We start from the raw sequence: 21772 nt of genomic DNA on the forward strand, positions 1-21772 counted from the left end.
TGCCGGGGTCGAGTGGGTGTCCCGTGGCTGATTGGGTCGGGCTCATCCTGATCGCGTTCTTCGGAGCCGTGACCGGCTTCGCTCTGGCCATGGCTCTAGTCACCGGGGGTCGACGTGGCTAACCCGAACAAGTCCAAGGGGACGAAGTGGGAGAGCGACGTTCGCGACTACCTGAACGTGGCGCTCAACCTTGCCGTGAAGGACGTTGACGGGAAGCTTCGGCTCGTCGATATCTATTCGCCGTTCAACGTCCGCAGGGCGGCTCAGGAAGGCGTGAAGGACGTAGGTGACGTGCACGCCGTGCCGTTCGTCCTTGAGTGCAAGGACGTGGCTCAAGCGGCCGTTCCGAAGTGGCTCCGGCAGGCTGTCACGGAAGCGCACCACGCCGGATATCCGTACGGGGTCGTCGTGCACAAGGTTCGTCGGGCGAACGCGCGGCAAGGGCGGGTTCACTTCCCTGTCGGCACGTGGACGAAGGTGCGTGTCGCCCTGGGACTGTCGACGGCGGACATGCGGAAGCGGTACGGCTTCACGCCGACCATTCGGGGGCTCGTCACGGACCGGTGGTACATGACCACGACGGTTGAGGGCTTCGCCGACGTGCTTCGCGACGTACGGGCCTCTCGTCACGCTCAGTGAGATTTGGCCTAATGCCGGCATCGCCTTGAATGCGGACAGAAACGGACATAGGTAGCCCCGCGGGGCTCACTGTCCGTGTTCAAGGCGAGTCAGGCAATCGACCCGCTCACGTGTTTTCGAATCAACGCGTGACGAAAGGTCGATCATGGAATTCGCTTCGGTGCTCTCTCGCTTCGCCGACGTAGGCGAACAGGGCGACGGCGGGTACATCGCAACGTGCCCGGCTCACCCGGACTCGCGTCCCTCGCTCCGCATCTGGCGTGGCGAAGACGGCAAGGTTCGGCTCACGTGCCGTGCCGGTTGCGAGACGAACGACGTGCGCAAGGCCGCGCGGCTCAATTGGGAAGACCTCTTCAACACGACCGGCGAGAGCCTGACTGTCTCGACCGTGAAGCCCGCGCTCGTCGGCACGGCGCAGACTGCGGCACTCGCCACGTACGTGGACGCTACGTCGGTCGCCCTGGGGACCTGGGGCGAGCACTGGGGCGACGCTGCCCGGAAGTACGTTGCCGACCGCTTCGGGCTCGACGACGACACGGCAGCCGAACTCATGCTCGGGGTCGACGACGGCCGCGTACAGGGGCTCAGCTACCGGGACGCCGACGGCGCTGAGCGCAACTACCGATCGCGCCCCTTCCGACAGTTCCCCCGGCTCACGGTCCCTCTGTGCGACTTCCGGGGCGTGGCCCGTGGCTTGCAGGGTCGAGACCTCACCGGGCGGTGCCCCGGACGGTGGCTCTCGCTGACTAACCCCGACGGGCTTCGGTGGGCCCCGTACGGCGTTTTCAAGGGCTCCGGCGGGTACGGGGTCACCCTGGTCACTGAAGGGCCCGGAGACGCGCTCACAGCGGTTGCCGTCGGGTACGACGCGGTTGCCGTCCGGGGTGCCTCGCTCGTCAACAACCCTGAGCTTGTTGGGGAGTTGGCCGACGGGCTCAAGGGCACTCAAGTGATCGTGGCCGGTGACAACGACCCGGCGGGGAACGGCTTCACGACACGACTTGTCGAAGGGCTCAAGGCTCACGGCATTGAGGTGTACGCCCTGAGCATCCCTCACGCGGGCTTCGATCTCACAGACTGGCGAGTGCACGCACCGGACACCTTCGCGGCAAGCCTCCACAGCGCCGTGAAGAACGCTCAGCCTGCCCGGTCGGCCGTCGACAGCGAGAACCACGCCGTGAGTGCTGCGGTCGCTGACAGGACCGGAGCTGACTTCGTGTCCCGCGATCAGGGCATGGAAGCCGCGCGCATGCTCGGAGAGCTGACGAAGCGCTACGGCGAGACGCACGCGATCAACGCGTACGCGCTCGTCGCATGGACTGACGGCCGGATCAAGTACGCGACTGGTCTCGGCTTCTTCGTGTGGAACGGCCGCACGTGGGACCGGTCGACGACGAAGGTCCGGCAGGAAGTACACCGCATGGGGGCCGCTCTCGCGCTCGCCGGGGAGACCGGAGCCGCGAAGGGTTTCCTGAATACCACCGGAATCGACTCGCTCATGACGGAGCTTCGATCGGTTCCGTCTGTCCACGTGGACGCCGACGCGTTCGACGCGAAGCCGAATCTCCTGAGCTTCCGCAACGGGGTCGTCGACCTTCGCACGGGTCAGCTCCGGCCGCACGACAAGAACGACATGCTCACGGTGTCACTGCCGGTCGACTATGACCCGAACGCGGCTGCTCCCCGGTGGGAACAGTTCCTGAGCGAAATCTTCCCCGGCATGCCGGATCTCGTCGGGTACATGCAGCGACTCACGGGCTACGGGATCACGGGCAACACAAGTGAGCAGTGCTTCGCGGTGCTGCACGGCAAGGGCGCCAACGGCAAGAGCGTCTTCACGGACGTACTGACGACGATCTTCGGCCCGATCACCCGCACGACCCCGTTCGCCACGTTCGAAGACAAGGGCAGCGGCGGCATTCCGAACGACATTGCCGCGTTGCGTGGTGCACGCCTGGTCATGGCGAGCGAGGGTGAGTCCGGCAAGGCCATGTCGGAAGCCGTCCTCAAGCGCGTGACGGGCAAGGACAAGGTCACGGCCCGGTTCCTGCGGCAAGAGTTCTTCACGTTCGCGCCGACGTTCCTGATCATGTTGGCGACCAACCACAAGCCGCGCTTCCGGGGTGCCGACGAAGGTCTGTGGCGAAGGGTCAAGCTCATTCCGTTCACGCGATTCTTCGCACCGAACGAGCGCGATTACGACCTTGACCGGAAGCTTCTCGCGGAGACCGCCGGAATCATCGCGTGGGCCGTGCGCGGGGCTGTCGAGTGGTACGCGAGCGGACTCAAGGACCCGGACGTGATTACGACGGCAACGCGCGAGTACCGCGAGACGAGCGACGCTCTCGCCGGATTCTTCCCCGGCGTTCTCGTCCCGGCGGAAGGCAACGTCATGCCCGGCGGAGACGCATTCAACGCCTATCTCGATTGGTGTGAGGCGGAGAACCTTCCGGCAAAGGAACGGTGGACTCGCCGAACCTTCTTCTCGGCAATGGAAGAGCGCGGTATCGGACGGAAGAAAACGAACAAGGGTGTCGCCCTGATCGGCATTCGCGACGCGGACGCGCCGGAGCAGACGACGGCGGGACCCGGAATCTTCGCGAAGTAGCTCAACAACTCGACAACCGTCCGACGGGCTCAGCCCCCTCAATTGAGGGAGCTGAGCCCTTCTCATTGGGGGCTCACCTTGCAGACCTACCGACACCGTGTTGCCGACGACATTGTTGAGATCCGGATTCCGCAGACGGACCAGGACCTTCGAGAGTTCATGTCGTGGGCGCAGCGCGCGTCACTTCGTGGCCCGATCGCGCTCGACACGGAGACGACCGGGCTCGACATCTTCACTGACGGGTACCGGCTCCGCACCGTTCAGTTCGGCGACCGGGACACGGCATGGGTCATTCACTGGGAACGCGGGGGCCGCTTCCGTGAAGCCGCGCTCTTCGTGCTCCGCATGGCTCGACGCTTCCTGATTCACAACGCGTCGTTCGACTGGCTCGTACTCGACCGGCATGCGGGCTTCCCGCTCGAAGAGCTTGCGCCGAAGACGACCGATACGAAGATCAAATCCACGCTCATTGATCCGCGTCAGCCCCAGGAAGGGGGCATAGGAAACGGGCTCAAGCCCTTGTCGGCGTGGTACATCGACCCGACGGCCGTCGACACTCAGGCGGATCTCACGGCAGTCTTCCGGTCCCTGGGGATGACGAAGGAAACCGGGTGGGCGGGCATCGACCTTCAGCACCCCACCTACAACCTTTACGCCGGTCTCGACTGCATTTACACGGCGCGGCTCGACCCCTTCCTTACTGAGGGGCTGAGTCACTTCGGCGTACGCGAAGCGCTCGTGCAGTACGAACACGAGATAGCGCGCATGTGCGCAATCATGCAGCGCGCCGGAATCGTGCTCGACGCGGAGTACATCGAAGTACTTCGTGAACGGCTCCGCGAGGAAGAGGCGAAGTACGCGTTCGTCGCTGCCCGGTACGGGGTCGAGTCGGTCAACTCCGGCAAGCAAGTTTCGGAAGCGCTTCTTGCCATGGGCGAAGAGCTGACGGAGCTGACCGACGGCGGGGCTCTCAAGGTCGACAAGGCCGTTCTCTTGCCGCTCGCGGACCTTGACCGTGATTGGCAGCGGATCGGGGCTCGCACACCGAACCCGCTCGCCGATGCCGCGCTCAGGGCGAAGCGTGCGGGTTCGTGGGCAACGACCTACGCCGACACGTTCCTTGACACGGTCGACAGTAACGGCCGCATCCATGCGGGCATCCACACTCTTGCGGCACGCACAGGACGTATGAGCATCACGAAGCCCGCGCTTCAAACGCTCCCGTCGTCTGACTGGATGATTCGTCGCGCGATGCTCGCCGACGAAGGACACGTCATGGTGTCGACGGACTTCACGGCCGTAGAGATGCGCGTGCTGGCGGGGCTCGCCGACGTGAAGCGCATGAAACAGGCCATCGCGAACGGCGACGACCTTCACGACTTCACGGCCGGACTCGTGTACGGCGAAGGGTTCACGAAGCGGCACCGGAAGCTTTGCAAGGGCATTGGCTTCGGCAAGGTCTACGGGGGTGGGCTCACCACGATTCAGCGTCAGACCGGTGCGCCGGTAGACGAAGTGCGGTCGGCTCTCGGCGCGTATGACCGGGTGTACCCGGAGATCAAGCGTGCGTCGGTCCGGTGGCAGCGTGAGGCACGGGCGAACGGGATGGTTGCGATCAGTGCGACCGGTCGACGGCTTCCGCTTGACCGTGACAGGACGTACGCGGTCATCAACTACCGGGTACAGAGCACCGCTCGTGACGTGCTCGGCCAAGCGATGATGAACATGGAAGCGGCCGGATTGCTCGACGTGCTCAAGCTTCCGATTCACGACGAAGTCCTTGCGTCGGTCCCGGCTCGTGAGGCTGCCGACTACGCGCGCGAGTTCGAGCGCTGCATGACCATGGATCTCTTCGGTGTGCGGATCGACGCGGCAGCCGAGATCGGGGGCCGATCCTGGGGCTCTCTGTATGGAGCTGACTACTGAGCGGATTACCTCTGCAACTGAGTACGAGTCAGTAGGTCACGCGAAGGACACGATTCCAGCTCCCTCAATTGAGGGGGCTGGTTTTCGTGCGTTAGGGCTCTTCCTTCGATCCCAAGGGTAACGGCCCGATCTCGACCCACCCGACCCCTCATCCGTAGGGATGAGACGTGGTCACGCCTTCGATTTGTGTACATCCCTTCACATCGGACGCACGTCCAACACATTGAAGCGCGAACGAAGTGCCTTGTGAATTGAAGAGGCTCTTCGTACGTTGCTCATGCACGACGAACGGCCCTGATCGAGCCCCGTCAAGCACATCCCCGGACGGGGTTGGGTCGTCGTTTTTCCGTGTTGCCGCTCCGTGGCGGAGCCATGCCTAAAACAGGTCGTGGCTCCGGTCACAAGCGTCTTTTCGGCCTCCGATCCCTTCCGGGCAATCGACTCGCTCACTCCCGAGCGAGACACGAAACCCGAAGGGACACCCCTTGTCAGTCACGCTCGCGTTTGAGACCGTCCGCGCTGCCCAGGACAACGACCTTGCCGCCACGACGGCAGTACTCGAAGCCACTGAAGGCCGCGTTTCCTACCTCTCTGAGAAGGCCGCTCGCCGGTTCGCCCCGTACGGCGGAGACCGGTACATGGACGCTCGCGAAGAGTTCGCTCAGATCGCTCGAATAGCCGTGTGGGAAGCGCTCCCCAGGTTCACCGGCGAGACGGTCGACGCGTTCTTTGCCTTCATCTACTCGACCGCCGAAGGCAAGCTCACGGATGCGCTCCGCGACATGCGTCACGGCAACGCCGGAGCCGACAAGGACGCAATCAAGGTCTTCGCGTCCATGCTCGACCGTGCCGACGGCGACGTGTTCCTTGCCGCGAAGCTCGCTCAGACGGTGCCGCCGAAGGGACAGCGTCTCTCTGCCGACCGCGCTGAGGCTGCCCGGCTCGCATGGGAAGGCGACGTGTCCATTCATGCCCCCATGCTGTCCGCCAACGCTGAGACGCCGGGCAACTTCTCCGTCGCGCTCGACGCAGTCTTGCAGCGTGTCGCACCGCTCGACGTGCCCGACGACCTTGTTGAGGCTGCCGACCTGAACCGTGAAGACCGACGCGTGAAGCTCGCGATCGTCAACGCGATTCTCGACGTGATGGGCGAGGGGCAGCGCGTCGTGATCAAGCACTCGTTCGGCATTGGCGACGTTCTGTACTTCGGCCACGGTGACAGCGGCGACGACGAAGGCATGTCGGCTGTCGTGGGTATGCCGGTCAAGGCCATCCGTGAAGCCCGCTCGAAGGGGCTCAAGGCTTTCGCGAAGCGGTACGTCAATGCCATCGCGGGTGACGATCCGGAGCTTGCCGACAAGCTGACGGCCGCTGCCGCCGCGAACCTGAGCCGGGGTGGTCGCAAGTGAGGCCGCGCGGTGCCGTCTGGAACCGGGCCGGAAGGTACGGGCTCGCCGACTCTGTTGCCCTTGAGCTTCGTACTCGCCCGTGCGAAATCTGCGGGGCTGAGCCGACTCCTGAGAAGCCTTCGGCTCCCGACCACTGCCACGACACGGGGCGCGTACGGGGCTCGCTGTGCTCCGGCTGCAATCTCGCCCTAGGCCACTTCCGCGACGACCCTGAGCGGCTTCTCAGGGCCTTGCAGTACCTGAGCAAGACGGGCACGGATTACCGCCACGTCGACCGGTAGGCAATCGACTCGCTAACCGCTTTTCGAAGACACCAAACGAACCAGGAGACGCAATGGCGATCTACCGACTCCCTCAGGGTGGAACAGTCCACACGACCCCGGTAGGCAGGACCGGCACGGAGTTCGTGACCCACAACGCCGACGGCGACGTGATCGCGTCCGTGACGCATCCCTTCGGGGAGGCTCAGCCGCTCGTGAAGAGTCTCCGCGCGCTCGACAGCATCGCGTGCACGCTCCGCTTCGCGAACAACCTGAGCACTGTGATCGGTGCCCGGTGAGCGCCCCCATGCCGACGAAGGTCAAGGCCGGATACGCGTTCATCGCGCTTCTCTGGCTCTACGCGCTCGCGACCTTCGTCTTCATCGCGGCTCGACTGATCGCCGAGTGAGCCACCCTTCCGGACTTCCTGAGTGGCAAGTCCGCTTCGCCCTGAACATGCTTCACGCCGGAACGAGGAGAGAGACACCCATGATGCGAGTCAGCCGTGAGACGAAGGCCGTTCTGACCGGGCAGGCTGGACGCGTGGTCGGCTTCGTGAAATCCGACGAGCCGGGGGTTGCCTCGCTCGCCGTGCCGAACGACCGGGCACAGCTCAACCCGACCCAGCTCCGAGAGCTTGCCGCGTGGGCCAACGAGACGGCAGCCGAGATCGAGCGCGACAGCGGCCCCACCGCTCGCCGGACGGGCGGTCAGTTCACCCGACAGGACTTCCTGAACGCGGAGCGTCGGCAGATCGACGAAGCCCTTCGCCGTGCCCGTGTCTGACGCCGACGAGCCGCGTATGCCGGTGCTGACGAGTAAGGGGCAGCGGCAGGCGGAAGACATGGCCGACCGGCTCGACATTTGGCGACTCGCTCGCCGAACGCTCAGGGCTGAAGAGTGGCCCGAAGAGGTCACGCCGGAAGACACGCTCAATCTCGCGTACTTCCTCAAGGGCAACGACGACTGACATGCGGGCTCAGACCCTTCAATTGAGGGGTCTGAGCCCGTCGGCGTAGGGGGATAGGGCATGGCGGAACGAGAGAGGTTCTACCGGGTTCGACCGGCAAGCTTCGGGGCGATCGAAGTTCAACTCAGGGAGGACCGGAAGCGCTTCGGGAGTCGGGTGCTCGCGTCGGTCGAGCTGTACCCAGACGACTTCGAGAGTGGCGAGCACGCTGTCAGGGCGGGCAAGATCAGGGTCGTGCAACGGCTCCGCGACCGGCAAGAGTCAATGCGTAAGTGCCAAGAGGCAGAGAAGCTGACAGGGGATCACAGATGAAGCACGACAAGCCGGTTGCAATGACGAACTACTTCGTTCAGGGCCGGAAAGCCGCTGCCGTGACTGCCGCTGTCGGCGTGGCCTTGCTGGGGCTCACGGCATGCGACACGGGTCCTGAGTGCGTCGACTACTCGACGACGATGCACACGACAACGACGATCGTGAACGGCAAGCCGGTTGTCTCGACGGCACCCGTCACGGTGTGCGTGAAGTACGCCGCCCCGGAGCCGACTAAGCACTGATTCAGCCCCCTCAATTGAAGGGGCTGAGGTACGCTCGGATCTCCGATCGACGAACGAGGGAGTCACGCGATGATGACCGCGAAGCGACCGAAGACGAAGGCCGCGAAGGATGTGCACGATGGCGATTGGCTCGTCATGGGCAAGCTCGCATGGCGGGTGTCGGAGCAATGGGAAGCCGACGGCTTCGTGTTCATTCTCTGGCCCAACATGTCGATCAGTGACCACCGGCCCGACGAGCGGCTGACGATCCATTACGACGACTGACGAAGAGACCGCTCAAGACATGCCCCCGCTTCGGCGGGGGCTTTCTTGCGTTCAGCCTCTTCAATTGACGAGGCTGATTAATTCACAAGTTCACAAAGTATTTGTCACTGGCATGTTCGAATCGAACGGCTGTACGGTCTCGTGTGAGAAGGGTGAGCAGGAAGTCACTGCCGGTTACTTGTGTGATGCATGGGGCAGGGGCGATCGTAAGGAGAAGGCAAAGAAGTCGGCCATTCTTTGGCCAAAGCGCGACGGGGTGGTTGACACATGAGATGGGAAGGGCGAACGACGGTCGAGCTGAGGGTTGAGGTCCCACAGAGATCCGGCGTCGGGTGGCGGTGGGCTGAGTCAGAGGAGCTGTCTCCGGCCGGTGAAGAGCCCGCGTACAGCAAACGGGATCTCAGGCGGGTGATGCTCGCGTACGGCACTCTCGTTGCGCAGCTCGTCTCTCGCGGGGGGCCGTCGGCGTTTCGCGTCACGGCCTGGGGCAAGTACTCGAAGCGCACGATCGGTGCGTACGAATGGGCGTGGGATTCGGCGTGGGGCAAGTACATGCCGAAGGGCGACCCATGGGTGATCTGGGACGCGATCAGCGAACGGCTTGCCGTCGGACTGAAAGCGGGCTTAATCCCGTATCTCGAAGACCCGGATGACGGGCACCGACGTGCCGACGCGGACGACGGCAGCGAAGCCCGTGAGCGGCCCCAGGACGAGCCTTCAACGAGTCCCGGTGAGTCTGTGCCGACACGCGAGCCGGAGCGCTCTCAGGAGCGTGCACGGCACCGCCACGACACGCGCGAAGGTGGCGGCTCGCCGGACGCGCACTATCGACTCATACGACGCTAGGCAATCGACTCGCTGACTGCCGGACGACTACACAACTCGTCACGGGAGCAAGCGACTTGAAGAGCGACAAGCGCAACAAGCCGGTCGACCCGACTACCCCCATACGTCGGGCCCGGTACGTACTGACCGGCGGAAGATGGTTCCTGATCGTCGGTCTCGTCTTCTACTCCGCCATGACGACGACGCCCTTCGTCGCGAGACACAGCGAGTGGGCATGGTCCGGGTGGGTCCTGGGGCTCATTGTCGACGCGGCTTTCATCATGGCTCTCTCGGCTGAGTCGACCCTTGCCCGGCACAACATCACGGGACTTGGCCGGTGGCCGCTCGCCTTCCGATGGACGACCGGACTCGCGTCGACCTTCCTGAATGTGTGGCTGTCCGTTGCGGCTCGCGATTGGGTCGGCGTGGCCGTTCACCTGATTGCCCCCGCGCTCGTGATGCTTCTCGCCGAAGTCGGCCCGGTGTACATGGCCGCTCTCGCCAACGCCGAAGCGAAGGCCCTGAGTACCGCTGAGAAGGCCCCGGAGCCGACGGCCGACAAGCACCAGGGCGAGCCGGAGACAGCGCGCATGGTCGTCGTGCACCCGCCGGAGACGGTCACCCGCTCGACGGTTGCCGGGATGGCTAACCCGGAGCCCGCGAAGCCGACCTTCACGCCACTGCCCGACGAGCCCGGACAGCTCTCGTTGGATGTTGCGAAGCCCCGGCTCAGCAACGCCGAAGCCAACGCGATCATTGAGCGCGCGTGGCGACACAAGGTCGACGCTCTCGAAGCCGCTGCCGCTGCCGGTCGGCACGTGGCTACGGTCCGGAAGAAGTACGCGCAACTCGAAGCCGAACTCAGCGTGTGACACGAAGCCCCCTGTACTGATCCTCACGGGTCGGTGCAGGGGGCATTTTCATGTTCACGGACGGCTCCCCGGTCGTACTCTCAAGTCATGGCTACAACCGGGCAGAACATCAAGGAAGCGCGGAAGCTCCGGGGTCTGTCACAGCGTGAGCTGTCGGACTCGTCGGGTGTCCCGCTCGTCACGATCAAGTCGCTCGAACAAGGCAAGTCGAAGACTGCCCGTATGGAGACGTTGCGCAAGCTCGCTGTCGCACTCCGGACGACGACTATGAAGCTTGCCGACGGCGGAAACGAAGAGGGGGCAACCCCTGAAACGGTCGACCGATGGAAGCCGGTACGGGACGCGATCGAGCGGCCCCCGGTCCTGCTCTCTGCTGACGCTGACCCGCCAACGGTGGCCGGAGTGCGGAAGTCGCTCGACGACGCGACACCCCTCTTCGTGGACGATCGTTTCTCGGCTCTCTCGATCGTCCTTCCGCCGTTGCTCCGGGATGCCGAAGCCCTGGGGAGCGAAGGCCGTGCCGTCCGCGTGAGGCTCTTGCAGCTCGCCGGGTGGTTGATGGTCCAGACACGTCAGTTCGACGCGGCTGAGACGGCTCTCGCGCGTGCGCTCGACGACGCTGCCGATCGCATGGAGGGTGCGGCGACGATCAACACAATGTGCTGGCTCTTGCTCCGGCGCGGGGAGTTGGGGAAGGCGTACTCACTTGCCGTGAAGTGGGCCGACGAGACAGAGCCCCGGATCTCTCGCGCGACTCCGGCCGAACTGTCCACGTGGGGTTGGATGTTGCTTCGTGTCTCAGCGGCAGCGGTACGTAACTCCCAACCCGGTGAGGCTGAAGACGCGCTCAAGTTCGCCACTTCGGCGGCAGTGGCCATGGGCCGCGAGTACGCCCCTGAGAACGACTTCCTGCGGACGTTCGGGCCGACGACGGTCAAGCTCAAGGCCGCTGAGAACATGGCGATCATTGATCGTCCCGACATGGTTCTTCAGTTGGCGAAGCGTGTGCCGTTCTCGAAGTTGAAGCCGACGAGCAACAACAGGAACCGGCACTTGCTCGACGTGTCCGACGCGCTCGTGAAGACAGGGCAGTACGGCGAGGCTGTCGAGAAGCTTTGGAAGATCCAGGAAGGTTCCCCGGAGTGGTTGCCGTCGCAGCGATTCGCCCGTGACATCGTCGAAAAGATCGTCACCGGGCGCCGGACGCTGACCCCGGAAATGCGCACGTTGGCGGGTGTTGTTCGATACGAGCTGTGAGACGTACCTATCCCTTCCGCCGCACGATTTAGCGAAGGGATAGCGACACGGCGTGCCCGCCTCCCTAACGTCCCGTTACTCGGACGACACAGGAGGTGGGCAGGTGAAAAAGCCGGAGCCCTCACGGCTCGGAACCGAAGTCGATATTGATGAGTACTTACTAGCGGGTGATCCGGCCGACGGTTGCGACGTGTGCGAAGCGCTCGACGCTCAACGGGCTGACGCAGTCCTTCGGGACGATCACACCGCCGCGAAGGCCGCTGCCTCTGAGATCAGGCAGCACCCGCACAAGAATTCTTCCGCCGTGTCCGGCGCTCCCGCCGCAGGCCCGTACGTACGTCCACCCCTGGTGCCTTGAGGGAGGACGCGGGCATGCACACCCCGGCAAATCGTCAGAACGCACGCGTGAGCGCGCTACCAGCCCCCGAGCTAGTCAGCCTCGCCGACGACGAGATAGAGCCCGTGGCGGGCTGCGAGAGCTGTTACAGCCGTGCCCAGGACCTGAACGTGGCGAAGGTGAACGGTGACAGCGCCGCTATCGAGTCGCACGCCGACCGGCTACGCCGACACGTGGAGGTGTTCCACCGGTGATGGTGACCAGCGAGCACATCGGCGAACGCGTCACGGACGGTGAACGCGTCGGCATCCTCAAAGCGATTGACCCTGAGTGGGAAGACCCCGGTACCCCGCCGCCACGGAAAGAGATCGCTAGGGCATGGGTCCGACCCGAGAAGGGCGGTATCGAGTGGATGATCAGTCCCGCCAACCTGAACCCCGTGTGAGGTGGTATCTCGCATACGTCGCGTGGTTGGTGTGGGTGGCTGTGATCGCCCTGATAATCGCACGCGCGGCCGACAAGTGAAGATATGCATGATCTGCCTGGGGCGCATAAAGCCGAGCGAGCCATACGAAATCGCCGCTACGCATGACAGCGCGTCCAGGGGTGGCCACGTGGCCTACAAGCATGCAGGGCCCGTGTGTAAACCGCGCAAGTTCATGGACGTCGTAGACAGCGAATAGACCCCCTGCGGTCGGTGCCGCCAAACACCCTCCGCAGGGAGACGGGAACCCCGCTTGTGACGCTTCCCCCGTGGCGCGCAAGCGGGGTTCTTTGAGGTCCGAAACAATCAGGAAGACGTACCCATGTTGCAATGCACGTCGATACGCCCGGTCCCTGAGCCGGAAGCACTCCTAGCGGTGTCCCTCATGCCGGGTGCCATCAACCCGGCTCACGTTCTCGCCCTGGCAGATGCCTACTTGCTGTGCGGCCTAGGTGAACACGATGACGACACCCCGCACGCCGGTCGCTTCTGCGTGGCAGACGAACCCGACGACAATGATCTCTGGCTCATGTGGGACGACAGCGGGCACGCGTTCATTGAGTTGCCCGCCTGTCTCAACTGCGAGTTCTTCGACGGCCACCCTGGGGACCATGCCGACGATGTGACAGACCCGCTTGGGGCGTTGCTGGAGAGACACTCAAGCCACTTCTTACGCCAGGTGCGAGAGCGCGCGTACGAAGACGATTACGACGATGGCTACCGCGAGTACGGCGACGATGACTAGGGACTTCCCGCAGTGCTACGCGCGGAAGTCCCATCCTCCCGCTGATGTCCGGTGCTACCGTGCACCCCACAACAAAACAAAGCGGCCCCGGCAGAGTGCTGGTAACACTCCGACTACCCGGGGCCCGACGACACCACTGCTAGGAGCTGTCGCCGTGCGCAACTCTATCGCGCGTGCCCTTGAGGCATGCCTTCGCTTCATCCTTGCCGTAGTGCTGCCCCCGAAGGGCACCCGGCGTAGGCCCCCGACGGAGCCCGTTCCCGTCCCTGAGAGCCCCGCTGAGTCGACCATGGCTCTCCGGCTCCCGTGGCTGCCTCCCCGGAGCCCGTACGCGGCTTACAACGCCAACCCGAAGCCGCTCAGGGGTGAAGACACCCCCCTGATTCGCCCGTACTTCGCAGCGTTCGAAGAGCGTGCCGAAGAGCGCTTGCGTGCCTCCCGTCGGCGAGCAGCCTTCCTTGCCACGCTCGGTATCGACGTGGGTCCCGAAGTGATCCACGGTGTTCGGCTTCCTGCCTGATCGACGCGCTCGACATAGCCCCCCCGGTGACGATCTCCGGGGGGCTTCCCCCAAACCTCCTGGTGAGTCTTCACCCTTCGGATACGCGATGGGGCTCATCGCGGCGGTGGGGTTCGCCGGACTGCTCTACAAGGTGGTGACGAGCGGGCAGGTCAGGGCGGCGTTGCAGGCGGTCGTGGAGAAGGCGCTCGATGTCCAGTTCTGAGGGGCCCGGGGGCAGCCGGGCGCGCCACAGGGACCAGGGGTTCGTGACGGCTGAGGCGGCCGTAGTGCTGCCCACGCTCGTGCTGTTCACGATGGCGCTGGTCTGGGCGTTGCTGACCGCGTCCGCGCAGATCCAGTGCGTGGACGCGGCACGGGCCGGGGCGCGCGCGATGGCCCGGCAGGACCCCGAGAACGCGGCCGTGGCGGCGGCCCGGCAGGCGGCGCCGCGTGGTGCGTCGGTGATCGTGCGGCGGGACGGCGACCTGGTGCGGGTGGAGGTCGTGGCGGACTCGCCGGGGCCTGAAGCACTCGGGCTCGGCCTGCGGCTGCGGTCGGAGGCGGTGGCGTCGGCGGAGGAGACGGTGGGGGTGGGGACGTGAGAGGGCGGGCCGGGTGCCGGGTTGCCGGGCCGGCGTCGGACCGGGGCGCCGCCACCGTGTGGGTCGTCGTCGTGATGGCCGTGCTGTGCGTGATCTGCGGCGCGGTCCTCGCGATGGGGCAGGTGATCGTCGCCCGCCATCGTGCGGGCGGCGCGGCCGACTTGGCGGCTCTTGCGGCGGCGGATCACTGGGTGGAGGGGCGTTCCGCGGCATGTGCCAAGGCTGGGCGGGTGGCCGAGGCGCAGGGGGTGCGCATCGTGCGGTGCGCGCTGCGGGGCGAGATCTCGGACGTCACCGCGGCGGCGGGCTTCGGCCCGTTCGTGACGGAGGTCAGGTCCAGGGCGGGCCCGGCGGGGCCGATTGCCCCGACGTCGGGAGCGGGGGCTGTGGCGCCCGCTGGCCTGCAGGCGGACGTGTGGTCGGCGCGAGCCCCCAGAGGGCCGTCAGGCCGCCCTGAGGGGCTTGCTGGGCGGAAGTCTGAGGTGAGGGCGGCGCGTTCTGCGTCAGGGCGGACAGGCGGCGGCTCCGGGTCGGGCGCCGGGTGCCCCTCAGGGGACGGGTGCGTCCTTGAGCAGGGTGGAGAGGAGGCGGACCGCACCGCGTTTGTGCAGGGGGTCGTTGCCGTTGCCGCACTTCGGGGACTGGATGCAGGACGGGCAGCCGGCCTCGCACTCGCAGGAGGCGATGGCCTGACGGGTGGCGGTCAGCCACTCGCGGGCCGTGTGGAAGGCCCGCTCGGCGAATCCCGCGCCGCCCGGGTGGCCGTCGTACACGAAGACGGTCGGCAGGAGCGTGTCCGGATGCAGCGGCACGGAGACGCCGCCGATGTCCCAGCGGTCGCAGGTCGCGAAGAGCGGCAGCATGCCGATGGAGGCGTGCTCGGCGGCGTGCAGGGCGCCGCCGAGGATCTCCGGATTGACGCGGGCGGCGTCCAGTTGGTCCTCGGTGACCGTCCACCAGACCGCGCGGGTGCGCAGGGTGCGGGGCGGCAGGTCCAGCTTGGTCTCGCCGAGGACCTCGCCGGTGATCAGCCTGCGGCGCAGGAAGGAGACGACCTGGTTGGTGACTTCGACGGAGCCGTAGCAGAGCCGGCCGGAGCCCCAGGGGATCTCGGTGTCCGTCTCCAGGACGGAGATGGCCGTGGTGTCGCGGGCCGTCGTGGAGTACGGCGGACCGGCCTCCTCGACCAGGGCGACCGAGTCCTCCAGATCCAGACGGCGCACGAGATACGTACGGCCCTGATGGAGGTGGACCGCCCCCTCGTGGACGGCGGTGTGCGCGGCGGACGCGTCGACGGTGCCGAGCAGCCTGCCCGTGCCCTCCTCGACGATCTGGATGGGCTTTCCGCCCTCGCCGCGGATGTCGGTGAGGTCGGCGGCCCGTTCCCTGCGGGTCCAGTGCCAGGCCTTCGTGCGGCGGCGGAGCAGCTTCGCGGCCTCCAGCTGCGGGAGCAGCTCCTCTGTGGCCGGTCCGAAGAGGGTCAAGTCATCGTCCGTGAGCGGGAGTTCCGCGGCGGCCGCGCAGAGGTGGGGCGCGAGGACGTACGGGTTGTCGGGGTCGAGCACCGTCGACTCCACCGGCTGCTGGAACAGCGCTTCGGGGTGGTGGACGAGATACGTGTCCAGCGGGTCGTCGCGGGCGACGAGGACGGCAAGGGCGCCCTGCCCGGAGCGCCCGGCGCGGCCCGCCTGCTGCCACAGCGAGGCACGGGTCCCCGGATAGCCGGAGATGATCACGGCGTCCAAGCCGGAGACGTCCACGCCGAGTTCGAGCGCTGTGGTGGCCGCGAGGCCGAGGAGTTCACCGGAGTGCAGGGCCCGCTCCAGGGCACGGCGCTCCTCGGGGAGATATCCGCCCCGGTAGGCGGCCACGCGGTGGGCCAGGGAGCGGTCGACCTCCGCGAGGCGTTCCTGGGCGATCACCGAGATCAGCTCGGCGCCGCGCCGGGAGCGTACGAAAGCGACCGAGCGGACGCCCTGGACGGTCAGGTCGGTCAGCAGGTCCGCCGTCTCGGCGGTGGCGGTGCGGCGGACGGGGGCGCCCTTCTCGCCGTGGAGCTCGGTGAGCGGGGGTTCCCAGAGGGCGAACACGAGGTCGCCGCGGGGTGAGGCGTCGTCGGCGACCTCCTTCACCGGCAGCCCGGTCAGGCGCTCGGCGGCGATGGCCGGTTCGGCGGAGGTGGCGGAGGCGAGGAGGAATACGGGGTCGGAGCCGTAGCGGGCGCAGAGGCGGCGCAGACGGCGCAGGACCTGGGCGACGTGGGAGCCGAAGACGCCGCGGTAGGTGTGGCACTCGTCGATGACGACATAGCGCAGGGCGCGCAGGAAGGAGGACCAGCGGGGGTGGGACGGGAGTATCCCGCGGTGCAGCATGTCGGGGTTGGTCAGGACGTAGTTGGCGTACTGACGTACCCATTCGCGTTCTTCGACGGGGGTGTCGCCGTCGTACACGGCGGGGCGGATCGCGTTGCCGAGGGGCGCCGCGAGTTCGCGTACCGCGCGGCGCTGGTCGGCGGCCAGGGCCTTCGTCGGGGCCAGGTACAGCGCGGTCGTGCCGCGGCCGTTCGGGGCTTCCGAGCCGTCGAGGAGGGCCGAGAGGACGGGGGCGAGGTAGGCGAGCGACTTTCCCGAAGCGGTGCCGGTGGCGACGATGACCGACTCGCCGTCCAGGGCGTGCTCGGCGGCGAGTGCCTGGTGGGCCCAGGGGTGCTCGATCCCGGCCGATTGCACCGCGGCGACGACCTCGGATCGAATGCGATCAGGCCAGACTGCATATCGGGCCGCGCGCGGGGGCAAGTGCTCCGTATGAGTGACGCGCGAAGCACGGCTCGGTCCCGCGGTCAGCCGGTCAAGGACCGTCCGTGGAGACGTGCGTGCCGGGGCGCCCGTGAAGGGTCTTCCCGGTGGAGGAAAGTTGGCCATCGGCACCGAGTGTGTCACTGGCAGGATGGACAATGGTCCTAAGGCGTCGTGCATGCCTGCCGGTAAGTGATTGAATGCCATCGCGGCTGGCGATCCGTCCTGGGGGCTCTGCCGAGGTGTCCCAAGGGATGACCGCTCGATAGCAAGGTGCTGGAGGATCCGTGGACCTGTCCCTGTCGACCCGTACCGTCGGCGATCGTACGGTCGTCGAGGTCGGTGGCGAAATCGACGTTTATACCGCGCCCAAGTTGCGCGAACAGTTGGTCGAGTTGGTGAACGACGGCAGTTTCCACCTGGTCGTCGACATGGAGGGCGTGGACTTCCTCGACTCCACCGGGCTCGGCGTACTGGTCGGCGGCTTGAAGCGGGTGCGTGCCCATGAGGGCTCACTGCGCCTGGTCTGCAACCAGGAACGTATTTTGAAGATCTTCCGCATCACCGGCCTGACCAAGGTGTTCCCCATTCACACCTCGGTCGAGGAAGCGGTCGCGGCCACCGACTGAGAGCCGGATGCCCCGGGTCGGCTGCTTGCTCGGCCCGGGGGTGGCAGAACAGCAGGGGACCGGGCCCTCGGCCCGGCCCCCTGACAGCACGCGCGTATGTCCGAGGGGGATGCATGGCCACCGTTGAACTCCGATTCAGCGCGCTGCCCGAGCACGTCAGGACCGCCCGGCTCGTGGCGGCGGCGGTCGCGCGCAGGGCCGGAGTGGACGAGGCCGTTCTCGACGAAGTCCGACTCGCTGTCGGCGAGGCCTGCACGCGTGCCGTCGGACTGCACCAGAGCAACGGCGTCTCGGCGCCGGTGCGGGTCGCCCTGATCGAGGACGAGAAGCAGTTCTCCATCGAGGTCGGCGACGAGGCTCCCCACGCGACGTCCGGCGACCGGGCACCCGGCTCGGGGCCCGGAGCGTCCGTCGATCTGGATGCCGAGGGTGAGGACGAGATGGGTCTCGCCGTCATCAGCGGGCTCGTGGACGACGTGGAAGTCACCGCGGGCGAGGGCGGCGGTCTCATCCGGATGACGTGGCCGACGACCCCTGCGCCGCTCCTCTGACCGGCTCCCGTCCGATCTGGCCCGGTCCGATCCGGCCCGACCCGGTCTGATCCAGCCCCATCCGGCGGGCTTCCCCTTCCCGCCGCACCAAGGTCTTGCTCCCCATCCGGAGCAGGGCCTTTTTCTTATTTGATCATTGCCCCGGTCAATTGCCTCGGGGAATCCGGCCTCCGTCAACGGTTTTGGGGCGTTACCGCTTTCGGGGCCAATCTACGGTCGCGATCATTTGCTGGGAAGCAATCTCTAGCCAATTCCGTTTGCGGCGCTCTGTTTTGATCAGGTTCCGCTCCCTACAATCCGTCCACATCTTGAGCTCACCCCAGGCGTCAAGGAGGACGAATGACGGGGCTTTTTACCCCTCATCAGTTTGACCACACCTCAACCTTCGCAGCCGCAGTACTGACCGACGACAACCGCCTCATCGTGATGGTCATCGCGGCCGTCGCGGTCGCGGCCCTCGCGGTCGCCTGGGTGCTCGTACGCCAGGTACTGGCGGCCACCGAGGGCACCGACAGCATGAAGAAGATCGCGAAGGCGATCCAGGAGGGCGCCAATGCCTATCTCGGCAGGCAGTTGCGCACTCTCGGTGTTTTCGCCGTCGTGGTGTTCTTCCTGCTCATGCTGCTGCCTGCAGACGACTGGAATCAGCGCGCCGGCCGATCGATCTTCTTCTTGATCGGTGCGGTGTTCTCGGCGACCACCGGCTATATCGGCATGTGGCTCGCCGTACGCAGCAATGTCCGTGTGGCGGCAGCCGCACGAGAGGCCACTCCTGCGGAAGGTGAGCCCGAAAAGGATCTCACCGCTGTTTCGCACAAGGCCATGAAGATCGCTTTCCGCACGGGCGGCGTCGTCGGCATGTTCACGGTGGGGCTCGGTCTGCTGGGCGCCTCCTGTGTCGTGCTCGTCTACGCGGCCGACGCGCCGAAGGTCCTCGAGGGCTTCGGCCTCGGGGCGGCGCTGATCGCGATGTTCATGCGTGTGGGCGGCGGCATCTTCACCAAGGCCGCCGACGTCGGCGCCGACCTGGTCGGCAAGGTCGAGCAGGGCATTCCGGAGGACGACCCGAGGAATGCCGCGACCATCGCCGACAACGTGGGCGACAACGTCGGCGACTGCGCGGGCATGGCCGCCGACCTCTTCGAGTCGTACGCCGTGACCCTGGTCGCCGCGCTGATCCTCGGCAAGGTGGCCTTCGGCGACTCCGGACTCGCCTTCCCGCTGATCGTTCCGGCGATCGGTGTCGTGACGGCGATGATCGGGATCTTCGCGGTGGCGCCACGGCGCTCCGACCGCAGCGGGATGACCGCCATCAACCGCGGATTCTTCATCTCCGCGTTCATCTCACTGGTGCTCGTGGCCGCGGCGGTCTACGTCTACCTGCCGGCGACGTACGCCGACCTGGACGGCGTCTCGGACACGGCGATCGCGGGTCATGACGGCGACCCGCGGGTTCTCGCGGTCGTCGCCGTCGCGATCGGCATCGTCATGGCCGCGCTGATCCAGCAGCTCACCGGCTACTTCACGGAGACCAGCCGGCGCCCGGTCAAGGACATCGGCAAGACCTCGCTCACCGGCCCGGCCACCGTCGTCCTGGCCGGAATCTCGCTCGGGCTCGAATCCGCCGTCTACACCGCGCTCCTGATCGGGCTCGGCGTGTACGGGGCGTTCCTGCTCGGCGGTACGTCGATCATGCTCGCCCTGTTCGCGGTGGCGCTCGCCGGAACCGGCCTGCTCACCACGGTCGGCGTGATCGTCGCCATGGACACCTTCGGCCCGGTCTCCGACAACGCGCAGGGCATCGCCGAGATGTCCGGTGACGTCGAGGGCGCGGGCGCGCAGGTGCTCACCGACCTGGACGCCGTCGGCAACACCACCAAGGCCATCACCAAGGGCATCGCCATCGCCACGGCCGTCCTCGCGGCCGCGGCGCTCTTCGGCTCGTATCGCGACGCCATCGCGAGCGCGGCCAAGGACGTCGGCGAGAAAATGGGCGACGGCGCCCCGATGAACCTGGTCATGGACATCTCGCAGCCCAACAACCTGGTCGGCCTGATCCTGGGCGCCGCGGTCGTCTTCCTCTTCTCGGGGCTCGCGATCAACGCGGTGTCGAGGTCGGCCGGAGCGGTGGTCTACGAGGTGCGGCGGCAGTTCCGCGAGCACCCCGGGATCATGGACTACTCCGAGGAACCGGAGTACGGGCGCGTCGTCGACATCTGCACCAAGGACGCGCTGCGCGAGCTGACCACGCCAGGTCTGCTCGCCGTGCTCACCCCGATCGCCGTCGGCTTCTCGCTCGGCGTCGGCGCGCTCGGTTCGTTCCTGGCGGGCGCGATCGGCACGGGCACGCTGATGGCGGTGTTCCTCGCCAACTCCGGCGGCGCGTGGGACAACGCGAAGAAGCTCGTCGAGGACGGCCACCACGGCGGCAAGGGCAGTGAGGCCCACGCCGCGGTGGTGATCGGCGACACCGTCGGTGACCCGTTCAAGGACACCGCGGGCCCGGCGATCAACCCGCTCCTGAAGGTGATGAACCTGGTGGCGCTGCTCATCGCGCCCGCGGTAGTCCAGTTCAGCTACGGGGACGACGCGAGCGCCGGGATCCGGGCACTGATCGCGGTGCTCGCGATCCTGGTCATCGTCGGCGCGGTGTACGTGTCCAAGAGGCGAGGCATCGCCGTGGGCGACCAGGAGGAAGGTGGTGCGGAGCGAGTAGGTAACTCGGCTGACCCGGCCGTGGTTTCGTAACGCCGGGTCAGACTCTGCCCAACACAAGGGCGGGCGGCGCGTTTTGACGCGGCGTCCGCCCTTCGTGTGCCCGGTGAATGTCTCGTGAGCCTTCTCTCGCGCTCCCTGCTTGGTGCAAATGGCTTCAATAGGGGCGGTACCGGGCCCCCGGCATGCGGTTGTAACCCAGTTGGCGTGTAAGTTCCGGGGCCGAGAGCCATGGAAGGGACCAATCCGGTGAACAAGAAGCTTGCAGCCGCACTGTCCGGCGGTGCGGTACTGGTACTGGCGCTGTCGGGCTGCAGCGACGACGGCAACGAGAAGCTGGACTCCTGGGCCAAGGACGTCTGTGACTCGGTTCAGCCGCAGTCGAAGAAGATCGCCGACGCCAATGCGGCGATCCAGAAGGAGACCTCGGACAACAGCTCGCCCGGGGACGTCCAGAAGACCGACTCCAAGGCGTTCCAGGACATGTCCGACGCCTACAAGGCGATGGGCACCGCGGTGAAGGACGCGGGTGCCCCGCCGGTCGACGGCGGTCAGAAGAAGACCGACGACGCGGTCAAGGAACTGAACGCCATCTCCAAGTCGTACGGCGACCTGAAGAAGAAGGTCGACGGCCTGGACACCAAGGACCAGGCGGACTTCGCCGACGGGCTCAAGAACGTCGCGGGTGAGCTGGACAAGCTGAGCAAGAGCGGCAACGAGGCGCTTGAGAAGCTGCAGGAGGGTGAGGTGGGCAAGGCGATGAGCCAGCAGGACAGTTGCAAGTCCGCTTCCGCCACACCTTCGGCCGCCTAGGGGTCGCCCCCTTCC

The 21772-nt window shown here is 66.3% G+C and carries 23 protein-coding genes and 1 pseudogene; 23 read left to right on the forward strand and 1 reads right to left on the reverse strand.

What is annotated here, in order from left to right:
- The first annotated feature begins 114 nt into the window (after positions 1-114).
- The 19 genes and pseudogenes from ACFQ7F_RS13055 to ACFQ7F_RS13145 form a co-directional block, all read left to right on the forward strand.
- Complete coding sequence (locus ACFQ7F_RS13055; protein WP_383269844.1) at positions 115-639, forward strand: hypothetical protein; 525 nt, start codon at positions 115-117, stop codon at positions 637-639.
- Positions 640-784: 145 nt separating this feature from the next.
- Positions 785-3247, forward strand: coding sequence for a phage/plasmid primase, P4 family (locus ACFQ7F_RS13060; RefSeq protein ID WP_383269846.1), 2463 nt, complete (start codon positions 785-787; stop codon positions 3245-3247).
- Between the two features lie 78 nt (positions 3248-3325).
- Positions 3326-5173: a DNA polymerase gene (locus ACFQ7F_RS13065; RefSeq protein WP_383269847.1), complete on the forward strand. Its 1848-nt coding sequence runs from the start codon at positions 3326-3328 to the stop codon at positions 5171-5173.
- 485 nt (positions 5174-5658) lie between these two features.
- A complete protein-coding gene (locus ACFQ7F_RS13070) occupies positions 5659-6582 on the forward strand; it encodes a sigma factor (protein WP_383269849.1) in 924 nt (307 codons plus the stop codon).
- A complete protein-coding gene (locus tag ACFQ7F_RS13075; protein WP_383269850.1) occupies positions 6579-6863 on the forward strand; it encodes an endonuclease domain-containing protein in 285 nt (94 codons plus the stop codon). The genes ACFQ7F_RS13070 and ACFQ7F_RS13075 overlap by 4 nt, the downstream gene beginning before the upstream one ends.
- 53 nt (positions 6864-6916) lie before the next feature.
- Positions 6917-7141 (forward strand): hypothetical protein, encoded by a 225-nt coding sequence (locus tag ACFQ7F_RS13080; protein WP_383269851.1) that lies wholly within the window; start codon positions 6917-6919, stop codon positions 7139-7141.
- Between the two features lie 190 nt (positions 7142-7331).
- On the forward strand, positions 7332-7628 hold the full coding sequence (locus tag ACFQ7F_RS13085; protein ID WP_383269853.1) for a hypothetical protein: 297 nt from the start codon (positions 7332-7334) through the stop codon (positions 7626-7628).
- A complete protein-coding gene (locus ACFQ7F_RS13090) occupies positions 7621-7812 on the forward strand; it encodes a hypothetical protein (RefSeq protein WP_383269854.1) in 192 nt (63 codons plus the stop codon). Before ACFQ7F_RS13085 ends, ACFQ7F_RS13090 begins: the two co-directional genes overlap by 8 nt.
- Before the next feature lie 308 nt (positions 7813-8120).
- Positions 8121-8366 (forward strand): hypothetical protein, encoded by a 246-nt coding sequence (locus ACFQ7F_RS13095; protein ID WP_383269855.1) that lies wholly within the window; start codon positions 8121-8123, stop codon positions 8364-8366.
- A 69-nt stretch (positions 8367-8435) separates the two neighbouring features.
- Entirely contained in the window at positions 8436-8630 is a 195-nt protein-coding gene (locus tag ACFQ7F_RS13100; protein WP_383269857.1) for a hypothetical protein, read from the forward strand.
- A gap of 267 nt (positions 8631-8897) precedes the next feature.
- Entirely contained in the window at positions 8898-9476 is a 579-nt protein-coding gene (locus tag ACFQ7F_RS13105; protein WP_383269859.1) for a hypothetical protein, read from the forward strand.
- A 56-nt stretch (positions 9477-9532) separates the two neighbouring features.
- Positions 9533-10327 carry a hypothetical protein gene (locus ACFQ7F_RS13110; RefSeq protein WP_383269860.1) on the forward strand — a complete coding sequence of 265 codons (795 nt, stop codon included), beginning with the start codon at positions 9533-9535 and terminating at the stop codon, positions 10325-10327.
- Positions 10328-10414: 87 nt separating this feature from the next.
- Positions 10415-11584 (forward strand): helix-turn-helix domain-containing protein, encoded by a 1170-nt coding sequence (locus ACFQ7F_RS13115; RefSeq protein WP_383269861.1) that lies wholly within the window; start codon positions 10415-10417, stop codon positions 11582-11584.
- A 405-nt stretch (positions 11585-11989) separates the two neighbouring features.
- Positions 11990-12175 (forward strand): hypothetical protein, encoded by a 186-nt coding sequence (locus ACFQ7F_RS13120; RefSeq protein ID WP_383269862.1) that lies wholly within the window; start codon positions 11990-11992, stop codon positions 12173-12175.
- Positions 12175-12366 carry a hypothetical protein gene (locus ACFQ7F_RS13125; protein ID WP_383269864.1) on the forward strand — a complete coding sequence of 64 codons (192 nt, stop codon included), beginning with the start codon at positions 12175-12177 and terminating at the stop codon, positions 12364-12366. The genes ACFQ7F_RS13120 and ACFQ7F_RS13125 overlap by 1 nt, the downstream gene beginning before the upstream one ends.
- 424 nt (positions 12367-12790) lie before the next feature.
- On the forward strand, positions 12791-13150 hold the full coding sequence (locus ACFQ7F_RS13130; protein WP_383269865.1) for a hypothetical protein: 360 nt from the start codon (positions 12791-12793) through the stop codon (positions 13148-13150).
- A gap of 608 nt (positions 13151-13758) precedes the next feature.
- On the forward strand, positions 13759-13875 hold the full coding sequence (locus ACFQ7F_RS13135; RefSeq protein ID WP_383269866.1) for a DUF4244 domain-containing protein: 117 nt from the start codon (positions 13759-13761) through the stop codon (positions 13873-13875).
- Positions 13862-14254: a TadE family type IV pilus minor pilin gene (locus ACFQ7F_RS13140; protein ID WP_383269868.1), complete on the forward strand. Its 393-nt coding sequence runs from the start codon at positions 13862-13864 to the stop codon at positions 14252-14254. The genes ACFQ7F_RS13135 and ACFQ7F_RS13140 overlap by 14 nt, the downstream gene beginning before the upstream one ends.
- 74 nt (positions 14255-14328) lie before the next feature.
- Positions 14329-14544, forward strand: a pseudogene (locus ACFQ7F_RS13145) (Rv3654c family TadE-like protein); the annotation flags it as partial.
- A gap of 258 nt (positions 14545-14802) precedes the next feature.
- Here the strand turns inward: ACFQ7F_RS13145 and ACFQ7F_RS13150 are convergent.
- Positions 14803-17256, reverse strand: coding sequence for a DEAD/DEAH box helicase (locus ACFQ7F_RS13150; RefSeq protein WP_383269869.1), 2454 nt, complete (start codon positions 17254-17256; stop codon positions 14803-14805).
- 80 nt (positions 17257-17336) lie between these two features.
- Between ACFQ7F_RS13150 and bldG the strand changes: the two genes are divergently transcribed.
- From bldG to ACFQ7F_RS13170, 4 genes are all read left to right on the forward strand, one after another.
- Complete coding sequence (bldG, locus tag ACFQ7F_RS13155) at positions 17337-17678, forward strand: anti-sigma factor antagonist BldG (RefSeq protein WP_003975386.1); 342 nt, start codon at positions 17337-17339, stop codon at positions 17676-17678.
- Between the two features lie 113 nt (positions 17679-17791).
- Complete coding sequence (locus ACFQ7F_RS13160) at positions 17792-18229, forward strand: ATP-binding protein (protein WP_383269870.1); 438 nt, start codon at positions 17792-17794, stop codon at positions 18227-18229.
- 339 nt (positions 18230-18568) lie between these two features.
- Positions 18569-20977 carry a sodium-translocating pyrophosphatase gene (locus ACFQ7F_RS13165; RefSeq protein WP_383269871.1) on the forward strand — a complete coding sequence of 803 codons (2409 nt, stop codon included), beginning with the start codon at positions 18569-18571 and terminating at the stop codon, positions 20975-20977.
- A 198-nt stretch (positions 20978-21175) separates the two neighbouring features.
- Positions 21176-21757, forward strand: coding sequence for a small secreted protein (locus tag ACFQ7F_RS13170; RefSeq protein ID WP_383269873.1), 582 nt, complete (start codon positions 21176-21178; stop codon positions 21755-21757).
- Positions 21758-21772 lie beyond the last annotated feature (15 nt).

Origin of the sequence: Streptomyces sp. NPDC056486, from assembly GCF_042795295.1 — a bacterium.
In the GTDB taxonomy this organism is placed as follows: domain Bacteria; phylum Actinomycetota; class Actinomycetes; order Streptomycetales; family Streptomycetaceae; genus Streptomyces.